Origin of the sequence: Sphingomonas sp. GC_Shp_6 (genome assembly GCF_026540835.1) — a bacterium.
In the GTDB taxonomy this organism is placed as follows: Bacteria; Pseudomonadota; Alphaproteobacteria; order Sphingomonadales; family Sphingomonadaceae; genus Sphingomonas.
This window is the reverse complement of record NZ_JALNUO010000013.1, coordinates 17,315-31,292: the sequence shown is the minus strand read 5'-3', so window position 1 is coordinate 31,292 and position 13,978 is coordinate 17,315. Positions and strand designations below refer to the sequence as shown.

General features: G+C 64.3%; 16 protein-coding genes, 2 pseudogenes and 1 riboswitch. Of the genes and pseudogenes, 14 read left to right on the top strand and 4 right to left on the bottom strand.

Features of this window, described 5'->3' with window-relative positions; translation table 11 throughout:
* Window positions 1–114: 114 nt before the first annotated feature.
* Window positions 115–992: pseudogene (locus OXQ95_RS14110) on the bottom strand (LysR substrate-binding domain-containing protein).
* Between the two features lie 164 nt (window positions 993–1,156).
* Here OXQ95_RS14110 and OXQ95_RS14105 point away from each other — a divergent pair.
* From OXQ95_RS14105 to OXQ95_RS14090, 4 genes are read left to right on the top strand one after another with little or no spacing between them, the layout of a single operon-like run.
* Window positions 1,157–2,194, top strand: a complete 1,038-nt coding sequence (locus tag OXQ95_RS14105) for a putative sulfate exporter family transporter (protein ID WP_056056358.1) — start codon at window positions 1,157–1,159, stop codon at window positions 2,192–2,194.
* Window positions 2,195–2,253: 59 nt separating this feature from the next.
* Window positions 2,254–3,324 (top strand): sulfite oxidase, encoded by a 1,071-nt coding sequence (locus tag OXQ95_RS14100; RefSeq protein WP_031440360.1) that lies wholly within the window; start codon window positions 2,254–2,256, stop codon window positions 3,322–3,324.
* The gene (locus OXQ95_RS14095) at window positions 3,321–3,833 is read left to right on the top strand and encodes an MgtC/SapB family protein (RefSeq protein WP_107963382.1); all 513 of its coding nucleotides are present in this window, start codon (window positions 3,321–3,323) and stop codon (window positions 3,831–3,833) included. The genes OXQ95_RS14100 and OXQ95_RS14095 overlap by 4 nt, the downstream gene beginning before the upstream one ends.
* A 52-nt stretch (window positions 3,834–3,885) precedes the next feature.
* Window positions 3,886–4,011: a hypothetical protein gene (locus OXQ95_RS14090; protein ID WP_258191424.1), complete on the top strand. Its 126-nt coding sequence runs from the start codon at window positions 3,886–3,888 to the stop codon at window positions 4,009–4,011.
* Between the two features lie 125 nt (window positions 4,012–4,136).
* On the opposite strand, the gene OXQ95_RS14085 is transcribed toward OXQ95_RS14090, so the two are convergent.
* The 3 genes and pseudogenes from OXQ95_RS14085 to OXQ95_RS14075 all read right to left on the bottom strand — a co-directional run.
* Window positions 4,137–4,409 carry a CrcB family protein gene (locus OXQ95_RS14085; RefSeq protein WP_201780755.1) on the bottom strand — a complete coding sequence of 91 codons (273 nt, stop codon included), beginning with the start codon at window positions 4,407–4,409 and terminating at the stop codon, window positions 4,137–4,139.
* Window positions 4,410–4,412: 3 nt separating this feature from the next.
* The gene (locus tag OXQ95_RS14080) at window positions 4,413–4,775 is read right to left on the bottom strand and encodes a DUF190 domain-containing protein (RefSeq protein ID WP_082471096.1); all 363 of its coding nucleotides are present in this window, start codon (window positions 4,773–4,775) and stop codon (window positions 4,413–4,415) included.
* Window positions 4,772–5,212 (bottom strand): annotated as a pseudogene (locus OXQ95_RS14075) (chloride channel protein); the annotation flags it as partial. The gene OXQ95_RS14080 and the pseudogene OXQ95_RS14075, both read right to left, overlap by 4 nt.
* Before the next feature lie 161 nt (window positions 5,213–5,373).
* A riboswitch (Fluoride riboswitch) is annotated at window positions 5,374–5,451 on the top strand.
* A gap of 23 nt (window positions 5,452–5,474) precedes the next feature.
* On the opposite strand from OXQ95_RS14075, the gene OXQ95_RS14070 reads away from it, so the two are divergent.
* From OXQ95_RS14070 to crcB, 10 genes are all read left to right on the top strand, one after another.
* Window positions 5,475–6,875 carry a voltage-gated chloride channel family protein gene (locus OXQ95_RS14070; protein ID WP_267382041.1) on the top strand — a complete coding sequence of 467 codons (1,401 nt, stop codon included), beginning with the start codon at window positions 5,475–5,477 and terminating at the stop codon, window positions 6,873–6,875.
* The gene (locus OXQ95_RS14065) at window positions 6,875–7,297 is read left to right on the top strand and encodes a DUF190 domain-containing protein (protein ID WP_056056363.1); all 423 of its coding nucleotides are present in this window, start codon (window positions 6,875–6,877) and stop codon (window positions 7,295–7,297) included. The genes OXQ95_RS14070 and OXQ95_RS14065 overlap by 1 nt, the downstream gene beginning before the upstream one ends.
* 8 nt (window positions 7,298–7,305) lie before the next feature.
* The gene (locus tag OXQ95_RS14060) at window positions 7,306–7,743 is read left to right on the top strand and encodes an EamA family transporter (RefSeq protein WP_242152857.1); all 438 of its coding nucleotides are present in this window, start codon (window positions 7,306–7,308) and stop codon (window positions 7,741–7,743) included.
* 22 nt (window positions 7,744–7,765) lie between these two features.
* Window positions 7,766–9,622, top strand: a complete 1,857-nt coding sequence (locus tag OXQ95_RS14055; RefSeq protein WP_107963383.1) for an alkaline phosphatase family protein — start codon at window positions 7,766–7,768, stop codon at window positions 9,620–9,622.
* Complete coding sequence (locus OXQ95_RS14050; RefSeq protein WP_056056368.1) at window positions 9,619–10,197, top strand: histidine phosphatase family protein; 579 nt, start codon at window positions 9,619–9,621, stop codon at window positions 10,195–10,197. Before OXQ95_RS14055 ends, OXQ95_RS14050 begins: the two co-directional genes overlap by 4 nt.
* A gap of 160 nt (window positions 10,198–10,357) precedes the next feature.
* Entirely contained in the window at window positions 10,358–11,173 is an 816-nt protein-coding gene (locus tag OXQ95_RS14045) for a universal stress protein (protein ID WP_121905592.1), read from the top strand.
* A 9-nt stretch (window positions 11,174–11,182) separates the two neighbouring features.
* Window positions 11,183–11,806 carry a 2,3-bisphosphoglycerate-dependent phosphoglycerate mutase gene (locus OXQ95_RS14040; RefSeq protein ID WP_056056401.1) on the top strand — a complete coding sequence of 208 codons (624 nt, stop codon included), beginning with the start codon at window positions 11,183–11,185 and terminating at the stop codon, window positions 11,804–11,806.
* Between the two features lie 14 nt (window positions 11,807–11,820).
* Window positions 11,821–13,122, top strand: a complete 1,302-nt coding sequence (gene eno / locus OXQ95_RS14035; RefSeq protein ID WP_267382040.1) for a phosphopyruvate hydratase — start codon at window positions 11,821–11,823, stop codon at window positions 13,120–13,122.
* On the top strand, window positions 13,119–13,520 hold the full coding sequence (locus OXQ95_RS14030) for an undecaprenyl-diphosphate phosphatase (RefSeq protein WP_056056372.1): 402 nt from the start codon (window positions 13,119–13,121) through the stop codon (window positions 13,518–13,520). The genes eno and OXQ95_RS14030 overlap by 4 nt, the downstream gene beginning before the upstream one ends.
* Before the next feature lie 3 nt (window positions 13,521–13,523).
* Window positions 13,524–13,910: a fluoride efflux transporter CrcB gene (gene crcB, locus OXQ95_RS14025; protein WP_056056373.1), complete on the top strand. Its 387-nt coding sequence runs from the start codon at window positions 13,524–13,526 to the stop codon at window positions 13,908–13,910.
* Window positions 13,911–13,978 lie beyond the last annotated feature (68 nt).

The window sequence follows — 13,978 nt, the reverse complement described above, 5'->3', positions numbered from 1 at the left end:
CCCGTCCTACTATGGCGCAAATCTGGTGGAGTGCGGTCAGACAGGTTTCAGCAAGGAGATGGCGATCGCGGGCGGTCCCACAAAGGATGGCGTTTTGAGAATGCCGATGCGTACCTACCGCCGCTGCAACCCGATCACGTCCAACAGCGCATCCGCGGCTTTCGTGCGATAGCGTTCCTTATGCCGCAGCCCGAAGAAGGGGCGAGGAGCGAATGTGATCGGTGCGACGTGCAACAGACCTGCCTTGATGGCCGGGTCGACCACCAGCGCCGACAGGACAGCAACGTCCACCCCAGCCTCCACGGCCGTTCGGACGCTTTCATTAGACGGCATCGTCAGCGCCACGTCGAGGGCAGCCGGATCGACCCCCAAGCCGCGCAACTCGCTATTCAACGTCGATCGCGTGCCTGATCCAGGCTCCCGTTGCACCCAGCGCGCTCGTCGCAGCCATGTCGCGTCGATGTCGATGTCGGCGAAAGGTTGTGCTCCGACGAGCAACAGCTGGTCTTCGCCGATCGGCCAATGCGCCAACGCTGGATCTTCGATCTCGCCCTCGACAATACCCAGATCGGCCTTGCCGTCATTGACGTGTACCGCGGCCTGCCCGGTGTTGCCGATCGACAGTTCGATACTGATCGCCGGATAGCGCTCATGGAAAGTTGAAAGGATGGGCGGCAACCAGCAGACGGCGATGGTCTGGCTGGCGACGAGGCGCAGCGTGCCCCGCTTCAGTCCGCCAAGCTCCTCCAGCACCGTCTCGGCCGCGTCGGCCCGCGCAAGAACTCCGCGAGCCTCGGTCAGGAACAGCCGTCCGGCCTCTGTCAGAGCGATGCCGCGCCCGACGCGGTGGAAGAGCTTGGTTGCGTGTCGCTCCTCAAGCGAGGCGATGGCTGCGGAAGCCTCTGACTGCGTGACGTTTAAGGCCGCGCCGCGACGGTCATATGCTTGCGCTCGGCCACGCCGACGAAGATGCGCAGTTGCTCCAGTGTCACACCGCACCTGATATAGAAACCGATCACGATTGACGATCGGAATGACAACAAGGCTAAGTTGGAGCGATCGGTAGGCAGGGTTTAGATCGTGCGACGGAAGGAACACCGCCGTGGCCAGTTTTGCCTATCCCGATCGTATATTCCCGACCGTCCAGACTAGCAGATTGCCCGCGCTGCTGCCCGGCGTCGGCCTCTGCCTCGCCGTCACCGGCTCGGCCTACGCGCTGGAGGTGGGCGAGCGCGCACTGGCCGGCAAGGCGTGGCTGGAGGCGCTGGTGCTCGCCATCCTGATCGGCACCGCCGTGCGCAGCCTGTGGACCCCGGATGAAAGGTGGCACGAAGGCATCGCATTCAGCGCCAAATACTTACTGGAGGTGGCGGTCGTCCTGCTCGGTGCTTCGGTCAGTGCCGCGACCATCTTGGCGGCCGGGCTGCCGCTCCTCGCCGGTATCGCCGGCGTGGTCGTGAGCGCAATCCTGCTCAGCTTTGGGATCGGCCGATTGCTCGGCTTGCCAACGCGGATGGCGCTGCTGGTGGCTTGCGGCAATTCAATCTGCGGCAACTCCGCCATCGCGGCCGTGGCACCGGTAATCGGCGCCGACAGCGACGACGTAGCTGCCTCGATCGCGTTCACGGCGGTACTGGGTGTGGTGGTAGTGCTTGGCCTGCCACTGCTCGCGATTGCGCTCGGCATGGGCGGGCTCGCCTTCGGGGCGCTCGCCGGGCTCACTGTCTATGCCGTGCCGCAGGTGATCGCAGCCGCCTCGCCGTTGGGCGCCACCGCCGTGCAGATGGGTACGCTCGTCAAGCTGGTGCGCGTGCTGATGCTCGGGCCGGTGTGCCTTGTTCTGTCGCTGGTGGCGCCTCGTCTCGCGCCGCAGTCGGTTCCCGAAGGCGAGTTCGTCGCCGGTGCGCCTACGGCCAAGCGGATGGACCTCGCCCACCTCGTGCCCTGGTTCATCATCGGCTTCCTCGCACTGGTCGCCTGCCGCTCGCTAGGTCTGGTGCCGACCGTCGCCATCGCGCCGATCGGCCGGAGCGCCACGCTGCTGACCGTCGTTTCCATGGCGGCGCTCGGGCTCGGCGTGGACGTCCGCACCGTCGCCAAGGCCGGGGGCCGCGTGACCATGGCCGTCGTGTTGTCGTTGCTCGGCTTGGCCGCGATCAGCCTGACGCTGCTGGCCGCGCTGCACATCGCATGATCGGGCAAGATAGTGAGGATGAGGCCGAGGCCAAACCGATTGTCAGGCGTTACAATAGCATGAGCGAGCTGATGATAGAGCGGAACCCCGAGCCCTACAACGCCGAGCCGGTGCCCGGCGCCTTGATCGAGCGGTTTTTGACGCCACAGAACCTGTTCTATGTGCGCAGCCATGGGCCCGTGCCGGACCTGCCGGCCGATCACCGGATTGAGGTGGGCGGGATCAGTGTGGGCGAGTGCTCCATCTCGATTGCGGAGTTGAAGGCGCGCTTTCCGGTCCGGACTGTCACGGCTGTGCTTCAATGCGCCGGCAACCGCCGGACCGATCTCCAACAGGTGGGCAAGACTTCAGGCGATCCATGGGACATAGGCGCGATCGGCAATGCCGAGTGGACGGGCGTGCGGCTCGCAGACCTGTTGGATGCAGTTGGAGCATCGGACGCGTCCAACCTGTTCGTCTGCTTCACCGGCGCTGACGAGGTGGATGTGGAAGGCGAGGTGGCACCGTTCGGCGTCTCGATCGCTATGACCAAGGCGCGGGCGCCCGACGTGCTGCTCGCCTGGGCGATGAACGGCGAACCGCTGGCACCCGAGCACGGTGCGCCGTTGCGTCTGGTCGTGCCAGGCTATGCTGGCGTGCGTAGCGCCAAGTGGCTGACCCGGATCGAGGTCAAGGACACGCCCTCCGAGGCGCCGATCCAGGCGCACGATTACAAGCTTTTTCCGGCCGACGTGACCAGCGAGACGGCGGACTGGACGCAAGGGCTGACGATCAACGCCATGCCGCTCAACGCCGCGATCTGCTCGCCTGGTTCGGGCGAGAGCCTGCCCGCGGGCAAGGTCCGGATCGAGGGCTATGCCGTCGCCTATGAGCGCGGCGTGTCGCGGGTAGAGGTGTCGCTGAACGGCGGTCGAGACTGGCGGCAGGTCGATTTCTCCGACGATCCGGACGGGCAGTGGAGCTGGCAGCGCTGGTCGCTAGATGCGGAACTGCCCAAGGGGCGCCAGCACCTTGTGGTGCGCGCGTTCGACGATGCGGGCCAGGGTCAGCCCGAACTACCCGATACGATGTGGAACTTCGCCGGATACCTCTGCACGGCCTGGCACCACGTCCACGTGCTGGTCGAGTGAATCCGCCGCCTTTGTCGGTCGATCTCGCCTTCTGGGTCGACGCGATCGGCAGGATGATCGTGGCGACGGCGGCCGGCATGACGCTCGGCTGGGAACGGTCACGCGAGAACCGACAGATCATGGGTCTGCGGACGCTAGGGCTGGTCGGGCTCGCGAGTTGCATCGCCGTCCAGGCGATCGTCCACAGCGGCTTGCCGAACGTGAACGCCGATGCAGCAGGTCGGGTGATGCAGGGCATCCTATCCGGCGTCGGCTTCATCGGCGCGGGCGCGGTCCTGCGCGTCGGCAGCGGGCAGGAGGTGCATGGGCTGGCAACGGCGGCGTGCATCTGGGTGTCAGCGACGCTCGGAGCGGCAGCGGGATTGGCGGTGTGGCCACTGCTTGTGGGCGGTCTGCTGCTGGCGATGCTCGTGCTGTTCGTCGGCGCACCGCTCGAACGCCGTATCCGCGAACGCGCCCGGCAGACCCCGGCCGAAGCGGACCGGCGGGACGCCGAGCAGAAACCCTGAATAATCCTTGGCGCGAAACGGTGTACCAGTAGTTTTGCAGACGGAGGACTTCATGAGCGATATCGACAAGAAGAAGCCCACCACGCAAGAATCGGCCGAGATTCTGGAGCTGGAGGAGTCGGTCCGCGCCAAACACAAGGCGAAGGTTGACAACGTCAAGGAAGATGATCGCTTCTGAGCCGGTTGGCGCCGCTAAGCCGGGCTGAAGGAGCGAACGAGAGCGAGGCCGCCGAACAGCGCGAGCACGCCCAGCCCAACCGATCCGACAACATAAAGGGCAGCTTGCCCGACTTCGGCTCTCTCCTAATGCAAGGCCGCTTCCAGCGAGAAGGTCGAGAAGGTCGTGACGCCGTCCAGCCCGCCGGTGGTGAGGAACAATCGCCATCCCGGGCTCGATCCGCTTCGCAACAAGAACCAGCCCCCCAGCAGACTCATAAGGAATGAGCCGAGCACGTTGATGATGGGCGTTCCGATCGACAGGTCGGGGCCGAACAGGCGCAGGCTGAGGCCGTTCAGCCCATACCGCAGCATGCCGTCGGAACCAGCCCCGGCGAACACAATCAGGTATGGCCCCATGCCTCAGCCAACCAGCTCGGCCGTATCCGCATCTTCCTGGCGCAAGCCCGCCGGGCTGACCGTCCAATGCTCCAGGTGCTTGTAGACGATGACCTTGTTCGCAAGCAGGTCGCCATGCGCCCGGCAGAAGCCTTCGAGCTGCTCGCGCTGGCCGATCAGTTCGACACACATGGTGAGGTGTGGATCGGCGATCTCGGCGCCGTTCTCATGCACCGGGCCGTGGTTGCTGTAGCCGTAGTGGGTATAGTGGGCGACAGCGTTCATGATTCCGTCCGCCTTGGCCTGCGCGACGAGCGTTCGGTCGAGCGGCTTGGCAGCCCAGCGTGAGCGCGTGCCCGGCTTTACCGCCTTATCGGCTAGCTTCATGTAGATGCGGACCAGCCGATCTCGGTCTGCGACACGTGGTGGGCGTCGGACATGGATAAGCCTTCCGTGAGGTAAGGAGCGAACAGGTCTGAAAGGTCGGACACGGGACGGAGCGCGCGCGCATCGCGCAGCGTCAGGTCCGGCGGCAGGGTGCTGCCCGCCCGCTTCGGCACCGCCACCCGTTGCGACAGGTAGATGCCGTTATGCCCGGAGCAGGCGTAAGCGACGAAACAGGCGACCGCGACCGGCACTGCGGTCTCGGCGCCGAACAGCTCGACGCCCATGATCGTGCAGGCGAGCGGCGTATTGGCCGCGCCCGCGAACACCGCCACGAAACCGAGCGCGGCAAGGAGGTCGACGGGGACACCGATCGGGCCGGCGAGCGCATGACCCAGCACCGCGCCGATGAAGAACAGCGGCGTGACCTCGCCGCCCTTGGGCGGCGGCTCTTCGCCTGCTCCGCCGGCCACAGCAATCGGATGGCTGCGAGCAACAGTATCGGTCCGTCAGTTATCCTGCCGTTTCGGGCCTGTCATCCGGCAACCATACAGTTTCATTTCTACATCGGATTGACGTTGCCGCACCGCGGCGACATATAGCGGCCGAAGGCGATGGATTTCCGCCTGGCTATGTTGGCCGAACCGCCCTCGCAAGGGCCGATGATTCCTACCGGGCGCCGCAAGGCAGCAAGGAGGAATTGTGCGCGCGACGTTTCGCAATCTCTATAACGAATTAAATTTGGCCGCTTTTTTTCGCGATCGCCATGACCATGCCCTGTCGGTGTTGCGCTGGACGCTGATCCTCGTGCCGATGGCGGCGCTGGTGGGAACACTCTGCGCGGCTTTCCTCTGGAGCCTCGACGCCGCGACACAGGCGCGGTTCGACTATCCCTGGCTGCTTTACCTCCTGCCCTTAGGCGGAGCGGCGGTCGCGTTGCTCTATCACCTGACCGGCCGTTCGGTCGAAGCGGGCAATAATCTCATCGTCGAGCAGATACACGAGCCCGGAGGCGGCGTTCCGCTGCGCATGGCACCGTTGGTCTTCATCGGCACGATCGCCACTCATCTCTTTGGCGGTTCCGCAGGGCGTGAGGGCACTGCGGTCCAGCTCGGCGGCAGTCTCGCCAGCGCCGTTGCCGGCCTCCTCCGGCTCGATCCTGCCAGCGTCCGCATTCTGCTTATGGCAGGTGTCGCAGCCGGCTTCGGTGCGGTCTTCGGGACCCCGCTCGCCGGGGCGGTGTTCGCACTCGAGGTGCTGGCCGTCGGACGTATCGAATACGGCGGCATCATCCCCTGTCTGCTAGCCGCGCTGGTCGGCGACTGGGCATGTCACGCCTGGGGCATCCATCATACGCCTTACCACATCACCTATGTGGCCTCCGCGAGCGGTGCCTTGTTCGTCGAGCCGGTGTTGCTCTTCAAGGCGGCAATAGCCGGCGTAGCGTTTGGTCTCGCCGGACTTGTGTTTGCAGAAGCCAACCACGCCTTCGGCGGAGTTTTGAAGCGCCATATCCCTTACGGCCCTGCGCGTGCGGCGCTGGGCGGGGTGCTGGTCATCGCGCTGGTCTGGATCGTTGGTACACGCGCTTATCTCGGCCTAGGCGTATGGTCGGCCATTCCCGGTGATCCCACGATCGCCGGCTTTTTCACCGGCCCTGCCGATCGGTGGAGCTGGGCGCTCAAGATGCTGTTCACGGTCGTGACGCTTAGCGCCGGCTTCAAGGGCGGCGAGGTGACCCCACTATTTTTCATCGGCGCAGCGCTCGGTAATGCGCTCGGTTGGCTGCTTGGCGCACCGCTCGATCTGTTCGCGGGACTAGGCTTCATTGCGGTGTTCGCTGGCGCGGCCAATACGCCGCTCGCCTGCACGATCATGGGGATCGAGCTGTTCGGAGCGGCCCACGCCGTCCCAATCGCAGTCGCTTGTTTCATCGCCTACATCTGCTCGGGCCATAACGGCATCTACCTGTCGCAGCGGATCGCGGTGCCAAAGCGCGCGTCTCGCGCGCATACCGGGGCTGCGACCCTGCGCGATGCTCGTGCGTCACGGCGCGGCCCCCGTCCATCCCCGACCCCCGTCATCACCAAGGAGCATGACTGATGTCTCAACAGCATAAGGTGACGCCGAGCGAGATCGGTATGATCCGCATCTATCTAAAGCCATCCGACAAGATCGCGACCGGATCGCGCAGCTTCTGGTCGCGCAAGCCGCTCTACCGTGAGCTTGTCGCGCAAGCGAAGCGCGACGGCATCATGAACGCGGTCGCTCACAACACGCACTACGGCTACAGCAATCACGGCCCGGTGCGCGAAAATGGTTCCGAAATCGCCGATCCGCACCTGACCATGTGTGTCGAGTTGATCGGGCAGCGCCACGAACTGGAACGCTTCTGCGAAGCACATGGCGAGATCCTTGGTGGCAAGGTTATCGTCTACAAGCATCTCGAACACTGGAGCATTGGCTCTGCCGGTATCCGTCACGAAGATGCCGCGCCCGCGATCCTCGCGGCAGAGCCGGAGTGAGCGCGAGGATGAGAAGCACCGCTTCAGCGTCCTGGCTCGTCTGGGCATTGGGCTCCGCCGGCTTCGCCGCGATGACCGCGATTTTCGCGAAGATCGGCGTCGAAGGGATCGACTCCGATTTGGCCACGCTCTTTCGGACGCTGGTGATAGTTGCCGTGCTGACCATCCTTCTTGCGGTCACGGGCAAATTTCAGCCACTCGATGCGATCAGTCCGCGAAGCTGGCTGTTCCTTGCCCTTTCGGGCCTTGCGACGGGTGCCTCCTGGATTTGCTACTTCCGCGCCTTGAAGATCGGCGATGCCGCCCGCGTCGCACCGATCGATAAGCTGAGCGTCGTCTTCGTCGCGGTGCTCGGCGTGGCGTTTCTCGGTGAGCATCTTTCCACCCGCGGCTGGCTTGGGATCGTCCTGATCGGTGCGGGAGCCGTGCTCGTCGCCCTTGCCTGAACCTCGAAACCGGAACCCAACGATGCGCCTCCTTGCGACACTCTCTGCGACCCTGGTCCTCACGGTCTCGCCCACGGTTCAGGCGCGCACGCCAAAGCGCCACCCGGCGCCCCACAATGTCATTCTTGTCGTGATCGACGGCCTGCGAGGCAAGATCGTCACATCCCAGAGCGCGCCGACGCTCGCGCAATTGCGGGACACCGGCACCTATTTTTCCAACAGCCACTCGGTCTTCCCGACGTTCACCACCGCCAATGCGTCGGCGCTCGCAACCGGTCACCAGCTCGGCGACACCGGAGACTTCAGCAACACGATATGGACTCGTGCGCCGATTGCTGCAGCTGCCGGCAGCGTGACGCCCTTCCTCGAGAACGATGCTGTTCTGGGCGAGGTCGACGAGCATTTCGGGGGCAATTACCTCAACGAGACCACCGTTCTCGAAGCGGCGCGGCAAGCAGGGTACGGCACGGCCGCGATCGGCAAGCTCGGTCCCGCATTGATCCAGGACCATCGTGCACGCGACGGAGCCACCACACTCATCATCGACGATTCAACCGGGCGTCCCGGCGGGATTCCGCTGTCTGCCGACGTTGCCGCTCGCCTCACGCAGGCAGGGCTTGCGCTGCAAGCACCGGACCGCGGCAGTAACGGACGGTCCGGGGATGCCCGAATCCCCGGAACGACGAGTGCCAACCGCGTGCAGCAGGACTATCTCATCGACGTCGCGACCCGGGTCGCTTTGCCGGTCTTCCGAAAGCAGCACCGGCCGTTCGCCATGGTGTTCTGGTCGCGCGATCCCGATGGCACGCAGCACAATCAGGGCGACAGCCTCAATCAGCTGACGCCGGGCATCAACGGTCCCACGACCTTCGCCGCGATCCGCAATGCCGACTATGATCTAGCGAAGCTGCGCGCAGCACTCGATCGCTTGGGTCTTGCGAAGACGACCGACATCATCGTCACGTCGGATCACGGCTTCTCTACGATCTCCAAAGAAAGCCGGACCAGCTCCGCAGCACGCGGGCGCTATGTCGATGTTCCCGAAGGTTTCCTACCGCCCGGCTTCCTTGCGCTTGATCTGGCGTCCGCCTTGAACATGCCCGTATTCGATCCAGAAGCGGGCAACACGCGGGTCGCGGACGGCAAGCATCCGAGCCGCGGCAACGCGGTGCTCGGTGCCGATGCGACGAGACCTGACGTAGTGGTGGCGGCAAATGGCGGGTCCGACCTCCTCTATCTACCGACCCGCGATCCTGCCCTAGCGGCACGGGTCGTTTCCGCACTGCTGGATCAGGACTATGTCAGCGGTATCTTCGTCGATGACCGCCTGGGAGCAATCGCCGGAACACTGCCGCTTTCCGCGATCAATTTGAAGGGCGAGGCACTCCCGCCGGTGCCGTCGATCGTCGTCAACTTCCGATCCGCCAACACCGGGTGTGCGATTGCGACAAACTGCCAGATCGAAGTCTCCGATACGACCCTCCAGCAGGGGCAGGGCATGCACGGCAGCTTCGGCCGCGGTGACACATTGAACTTTACCGCAGCGACCGGCCCGGACTTCAAGCGCGGCTTTGTCGATCCAGCACCGGTCAGCAATGTCGACGTGGGCCGCACCATGATGGCATTGCTGAATCTCCTCCCCACCCCGCGCGGCCATCTGACCGGCCGGGTACTGCGCGAGGCGATGCCGGGTGGAACGGTGCCGCGCTACGAGGGTCGCGAAGAGCGCTCGCAGCCTGCTGCCAACGGCCTCGCGACCGTCCTGCAATATCAGCAGCTGGGCGGCATCCGCTATCTCGATGCCGGCGGCTTCCCCGATCGGACGCTCGGTATAGGAACAGCATCCGTCCCATCGGGTGAAAAGGCGATGCGGCGATAAACCGGCTCCCACAGATTTGGCTCGTCCGTCACGGTGAAACCGCTTGGAGCGTTTCGCGGCAGCATACGGGACGGACTGACATCTCGCTGACCGAGGCAGGAGAAGCCGCGGCGAAACGAATAGCCGAACGTCTGCCAAGCTTGGACTTTACCGCCGTCTGGTCGAGCCCTTCGATACGGGCGCGCCGGACCGGGGAATTGACCGGTTTCGCGACCCGCCTGGTGCCTGCCGACGATCTCGCGGAATGGGATTACGCCGCCTACGAGGGACGAACCAGGAAGGAGATCCTCGCCGACCGCCCGGACTGGAACCTGTTCCGCGACGGCTGCCCGCAAGGAGAGACTCCGGAGGCGGTCGCAGCCCGAGCCGATCGCGTCATCGCATCGCTGCGTGGGCGCAACGCCGATGTCCTGATCTTCTCGAGCGCTCATATTCTCCGCGTGCTGACAGCGCGCTGGCTCGGCTTACCCGTCGGGGCCGCTGCCTATTTCCTGCTCGATACGGCCAGCATCAGCGTCCTCGGGTACGAACATGATGGCGACGAGCCGGTCATTCGGTCGTGGAACCAGTCATGATGCGCCTTGTGACGCGGTACTTCGCGTATCCAAATGAGGGTGCCTGGATGGGATGGGCGGGGAAGAGCCATCCTGCGCCGTCGCAAGGGTTCAAACGATCCGGTGCCCAGCATTCCGGAAACTTCACACACGCCTTCACCCCCGCCCGGGAGACGATGCCATGAAACTGCTTGCCGTGATTGTCGGTGCCGACAGCGCTGCCGCCTGCCTCGATGCGGCGGTTCTCGCCGCCAGATCTCTTGGCGAGTCATCGATCGAGGCCCTCAATGTTGTCGTCGATCCCGAGCAGATCGCGGTTGCGAGCGAGGAGATCGACTTTCAACGCCTACGCGCGCGCGACGAGGGGACAGCCCAAGAGCGCGCGGATGCGGCGCGGGCCGCCTTCGTTGCCTGGACCGCAGCTACCAGCGATGACACACCCGAGGTCGCCTGGCGCTCGATCGTCGGCACCGAAGAAGCGACGGTCAAACAGGAGGCGGCAAATGTCGATGCGCTGATCGTCATCGCGCGCGAGCAGACGATGGACGGCGGCGACGCCCTGCACGCCGCAATTTTTTCGACCGACAAGCCCGTCCTCATCGTCCCGGCTGGGTGGAGAGCCGGCGCGCGAACCGGCTTCGAGCACATGGCCGTCGGGCTCAGCGACAGTGACACGGCGTGCCACGCCATTGAGGAGGCAGCCCCGTGGCTTCGTGTCGCCAAGCGTGTCACGGCAATCCGCATCGGTGAAGAAACCGATCCGGCGCTGGGCTTGGAAGCCTTGCTCGACGAAATCTGTGTTCGTCACGAATTGCATGTGGTGCCGCGCTCCAGCGAGAATCTGGGTGCCCAGCTCGTCGCCGAAGCGAAAGCGATCGGCGCCGAGCTTCTCGTGACCGGCGCCTATCGGCACAACCAGATCATCGAGTGGTTCATGGGCGGCACGACGCGCCACATCCTCGCCGCTGCCGATATACCCCTGCTGATGGCGCACTGAGGGGTGACGATGCTCCCGCACGCGCGTCTGGTCCTCGTTCGACACGGCGAAAGCGAAGCCAACGCAGCCAACCGATTTACTGGTTCTGCGGATCCGGCGCTAACGCCTCTGGGGCACCGTCAGGCCGAGGCGATCGCACACCGCCTGATCGCGCAAGGCATTCGGCCTGCACGGATTTTCCGCTCTACCCTTCGGCGTTGCGCGGACACGACGGCTATCGTCACTGCCGTGATGGGGGCACCAGATGTCCCTATCACGGTAGACCGGTCGCTCAACGAGCGCGATTACGGTGCGCTCACTGGTCTCAACAAGACCGAGGCGTCGGATCGCTACGGTAAAGATCAGGTCCGCCAATGGCGACGCTCCTATGCGGCTGCCCCGCCACACGGCGAGAGCCTGCGCGACACCGTCGCGCGCGTGCTCGCCTATTACGTTCGGACGATGCTGCCTGCCGTGATGAGTGGCGGCACGACACTCGTCGTCTCCCACGGCAACGCGTTGCGGGCGCTGGTTATGGCGCTCGACGGCCTTGATGCCGCCCGGGTCGAGACCCTCGATATCCCGACCGGAGGGGCGATCCTCTACGATTTCAGTTACACGACCGCGATCATCGGTCGCGCTATCCTTCAGTGACAAGGACTCCGACCATGCCGGCCAGCAGCCACATCACCAGCCTCCGTGCCCTCGAGATCCTCGACTCCCGAGGCTATCCGACTTTGTCCGTCACCGTGACCTTGGACAACGGCATCACAGCATCGGCATCGGTGCCGTCGGGTGCGTCGACAGGCGCACATGAGGCCGTCGAGCTCCGCGACAACAATCCCGATCGTTTCGCCGGAAAGGGTGTTCGGCAAGCCCTGCAGAACGTCGAAGGCGAGATCGGCAGCGCGATCATCGGAATGGATGTCTGCGCGCAGCCGGACATCGACCGGGTGATGATCGAACGCGATGCCACGCCGAACAAGGCGCGGCTTGGCGGCAATGCGATTCTGGGTGTTTCGATGGCGGTCGCGCGCGCCGCATCATCGGTGCTCGGGCAGCCGCTTTACGAGACGCTCGCCGGTACGACCGACTACCTCCTTCCGATGCCGTGCATGAACGTCCTGAATGGTGGCAAGCATGCCGATAGCAGCCTCGACTTTCAGGAATTCATGATCGTTCCGGTGGGAGCCTCCAGCTTCGCCGAAGCGATGCGCTATGGTGCGGAAACCTATGCCGCATTGCGCGACCTCCTCCATGGTCGCGGCCTCAAGACGGCAGTCGGCGACGAAGGCGGATTTGCCCCGAACCTCAAAAGCAACGAGGCCGCCTGCGAGTTGATCGTCGATGCGATCGAAGCCGCGGGTTATCGACCGGGTACAGACATCGCCATCGCGCTCGATCCAGCCGCATCGTCCTTATCGGATGGGGAGCAATACGATCTTGCGCGGTCGGGAACGGGCCTGCTCGACCGCGCAGGCTTGCTCACGCTCTACGGGCGCTGGATCGATGCGTATCCGATCGTTTCGATCGAGGACGGGTTCGGTGAGGAGGACTGGCAAGGGTTCATCGACCAGACCGTAAGCCAGGGTAGCCGGATCCAGATCGTCGGCGACGATCTCCTGGTCACCAATCCCCGGATCATCCGGGAAGGCATCGCTCGAAAAGCTGCCAACGCAGCCCTCATCAAACCCAATCAGATCGGCACCGTCACGGAGACGATCGAGGCGGTTCGCATCTGCCACGCTGCGGGATGGGGAACGATGGTGTCGCACCGGTCGGGCGAGACCACGGACGCCTTTATCGCCGATCTCGCGGTTGCGGTCGGCGCCGGGCAAATCAAATCCGGCGCACCCTGCCGGGGTGAGCGTTTGGCCAAATACAACCGACTGATCGAGATCGAAGCCGAGCTCGGCGCCAAAGCACGTTTCACCAATCCCTTCGTGTCGCGACCGAAGCCCCGGACGTGACGGATCTACCCTCGCTGATCGCTCCGATCGTCCTCGGCATCGTCGAGGGATCGACCGAGTTCATCCCGGTTTCCTCTACCGGCCATCTCATTTTGACCGAACGACTGATCGGCTACGAAGGGCGGCAAGCCGGGATCAGCGATGTCGTCATTCAGGTCGGGGCGATCCTCGCGATCTGCTGGTTGTACCGCGCGCGGCTCTGGTCGGTCGTCTCCGGCTTGTCGTCCGATGCCGACGCCCGCCGCTTCTCGAGAAACGTGCTGGTCGCCTTCCTTCCCTCGGTCGTGGTCGGCGCGTTGGCGCATGATTTCATCAAGCGCCTTTCGGTGCACCGTTTCCAATTGTTGGTCGCCGCTCTCCTCTCGGTGACGGCAGTTCAGATGATAGTGACGGGGTGAACGATGCCGATCTGGCTTGGCTTTCTGGTCGTGTTCCTGGGCTCGGGCGTGGGCGGCATGCTGCGTCACGGCGTCGGCATCGTGGCACTACGTCTTATGGGGCCAACCTTCCCTTGGGGAACCTTGGCCATCAACGTGGTCGGCTCGGCGCTGATGGGCATGATGATCGGCCTGTTTGCCGCCAAGAGCATCGAAAATGCGGAGTTGCGCCTGTTCGTGACGACGGGACTTATCGGCGGATTTACGACCTGGTCGACCTTCTCGCTCGATGCCGTGACATTATGGGAGCGCGGCGAGACCGGCGCCGCGATCGGCTATGTGCTGGCAAGTCTTGTTCTCTCGGTCGTCGTTCTGGCGATTGCTCTCGTTATCACCCGACGGTGGGGATGATTTCGGAACGATCGGCGCGCGGGCCGCATTGGATTCAGAGTTTCCATGGACCTTTAATCGGACGTCTT

What these genes read in the sequence shown, in the direction of transcription:
- OXQ95_RS14100 (WP_031440360.1), top strand. Translation starts at nt 2,254, where the DNA reads ATGAGCGAGCTGATGATAGAGCGGAACCCCGAGCCCTACAACGCCGAG.
- OXQ95_RS14090 (WP_258191424.1), top strand. Translation starts at nt 3,886, where the DNA reads ATGAGCGATATCGACAAGAAGAAGCCCACCACGCAAGAATCGGCCGAG.
- OXQ95_RS14085 (WP_201780755.1), bottom strand. Translation starts at nt 4,409, where the DNA reads ATGGGGCCATACCTGATTGTGTTCGCCGGGGCTGGTTCCGACGGCATG.
- OXQ95_RS14080 (WP_082471096.1), bottom strand. Translation starts at nt 4,775, where the DNA reads ATGAAGCTAGCCGATAAGGCGGTAAAGCCGGGCACGCGCTCACGCTGG.
- OXQ95_RS14065 (WP_056056363.1), top strand. Translation starts at nt 6,875, where the DNA reads ATGTCTCAACAGCATAAGGTGACGCCGAGCGAGATCGGTATGATCCGC.
- OXQ95_RS14060 (WP_242152857.1), top strand. Translation starts at nt 7,306, where the DNA reads ATGAGAAGCACCGCTTCAGCGTCCTGGCTCGTCTGGGCATTGGGCTCC.
- OXQ95_RS14055 (WP_107963383.1), top strand. Translation starts at nt 7,766, where the DNA reads ATGCGCCTCCTTGCGACACTCTCTGCGACCCTGGTCCTCACGGTCTCG.
- OXQ95_RS14045 (WP_121905592.1), top strand. Translation starts at nt 10,358, where the DNA reads ATGAAACTGCTTGCCGTGATTGTCGGTGCCGACAGCGCTGCCGCCTGC.
- OXQ95_RS14040 (WP_056056401.1), top strand. Translation starts at nt 11,183, where the DNA reads ATGCTCCCGCACGCGCGTCTGGTCCTCGTTCGACACGGCGAAAGCGAA.
- eno (WP_267382040.1), top strand. Translation starts at nt 11,821, where the DNA reads ATGCCGGCCAGCAGCCACATCACCAGCCTCCGTGCCCTCGAGATCCTC.
- crcB (WP_056056373.1), top strand. Translation starts at nt 13,524, where the DNA reads ATGCCGATCTGGCTTGGCTTTCTGGTCGTGTTCCTGGGCTCGGGCGTG.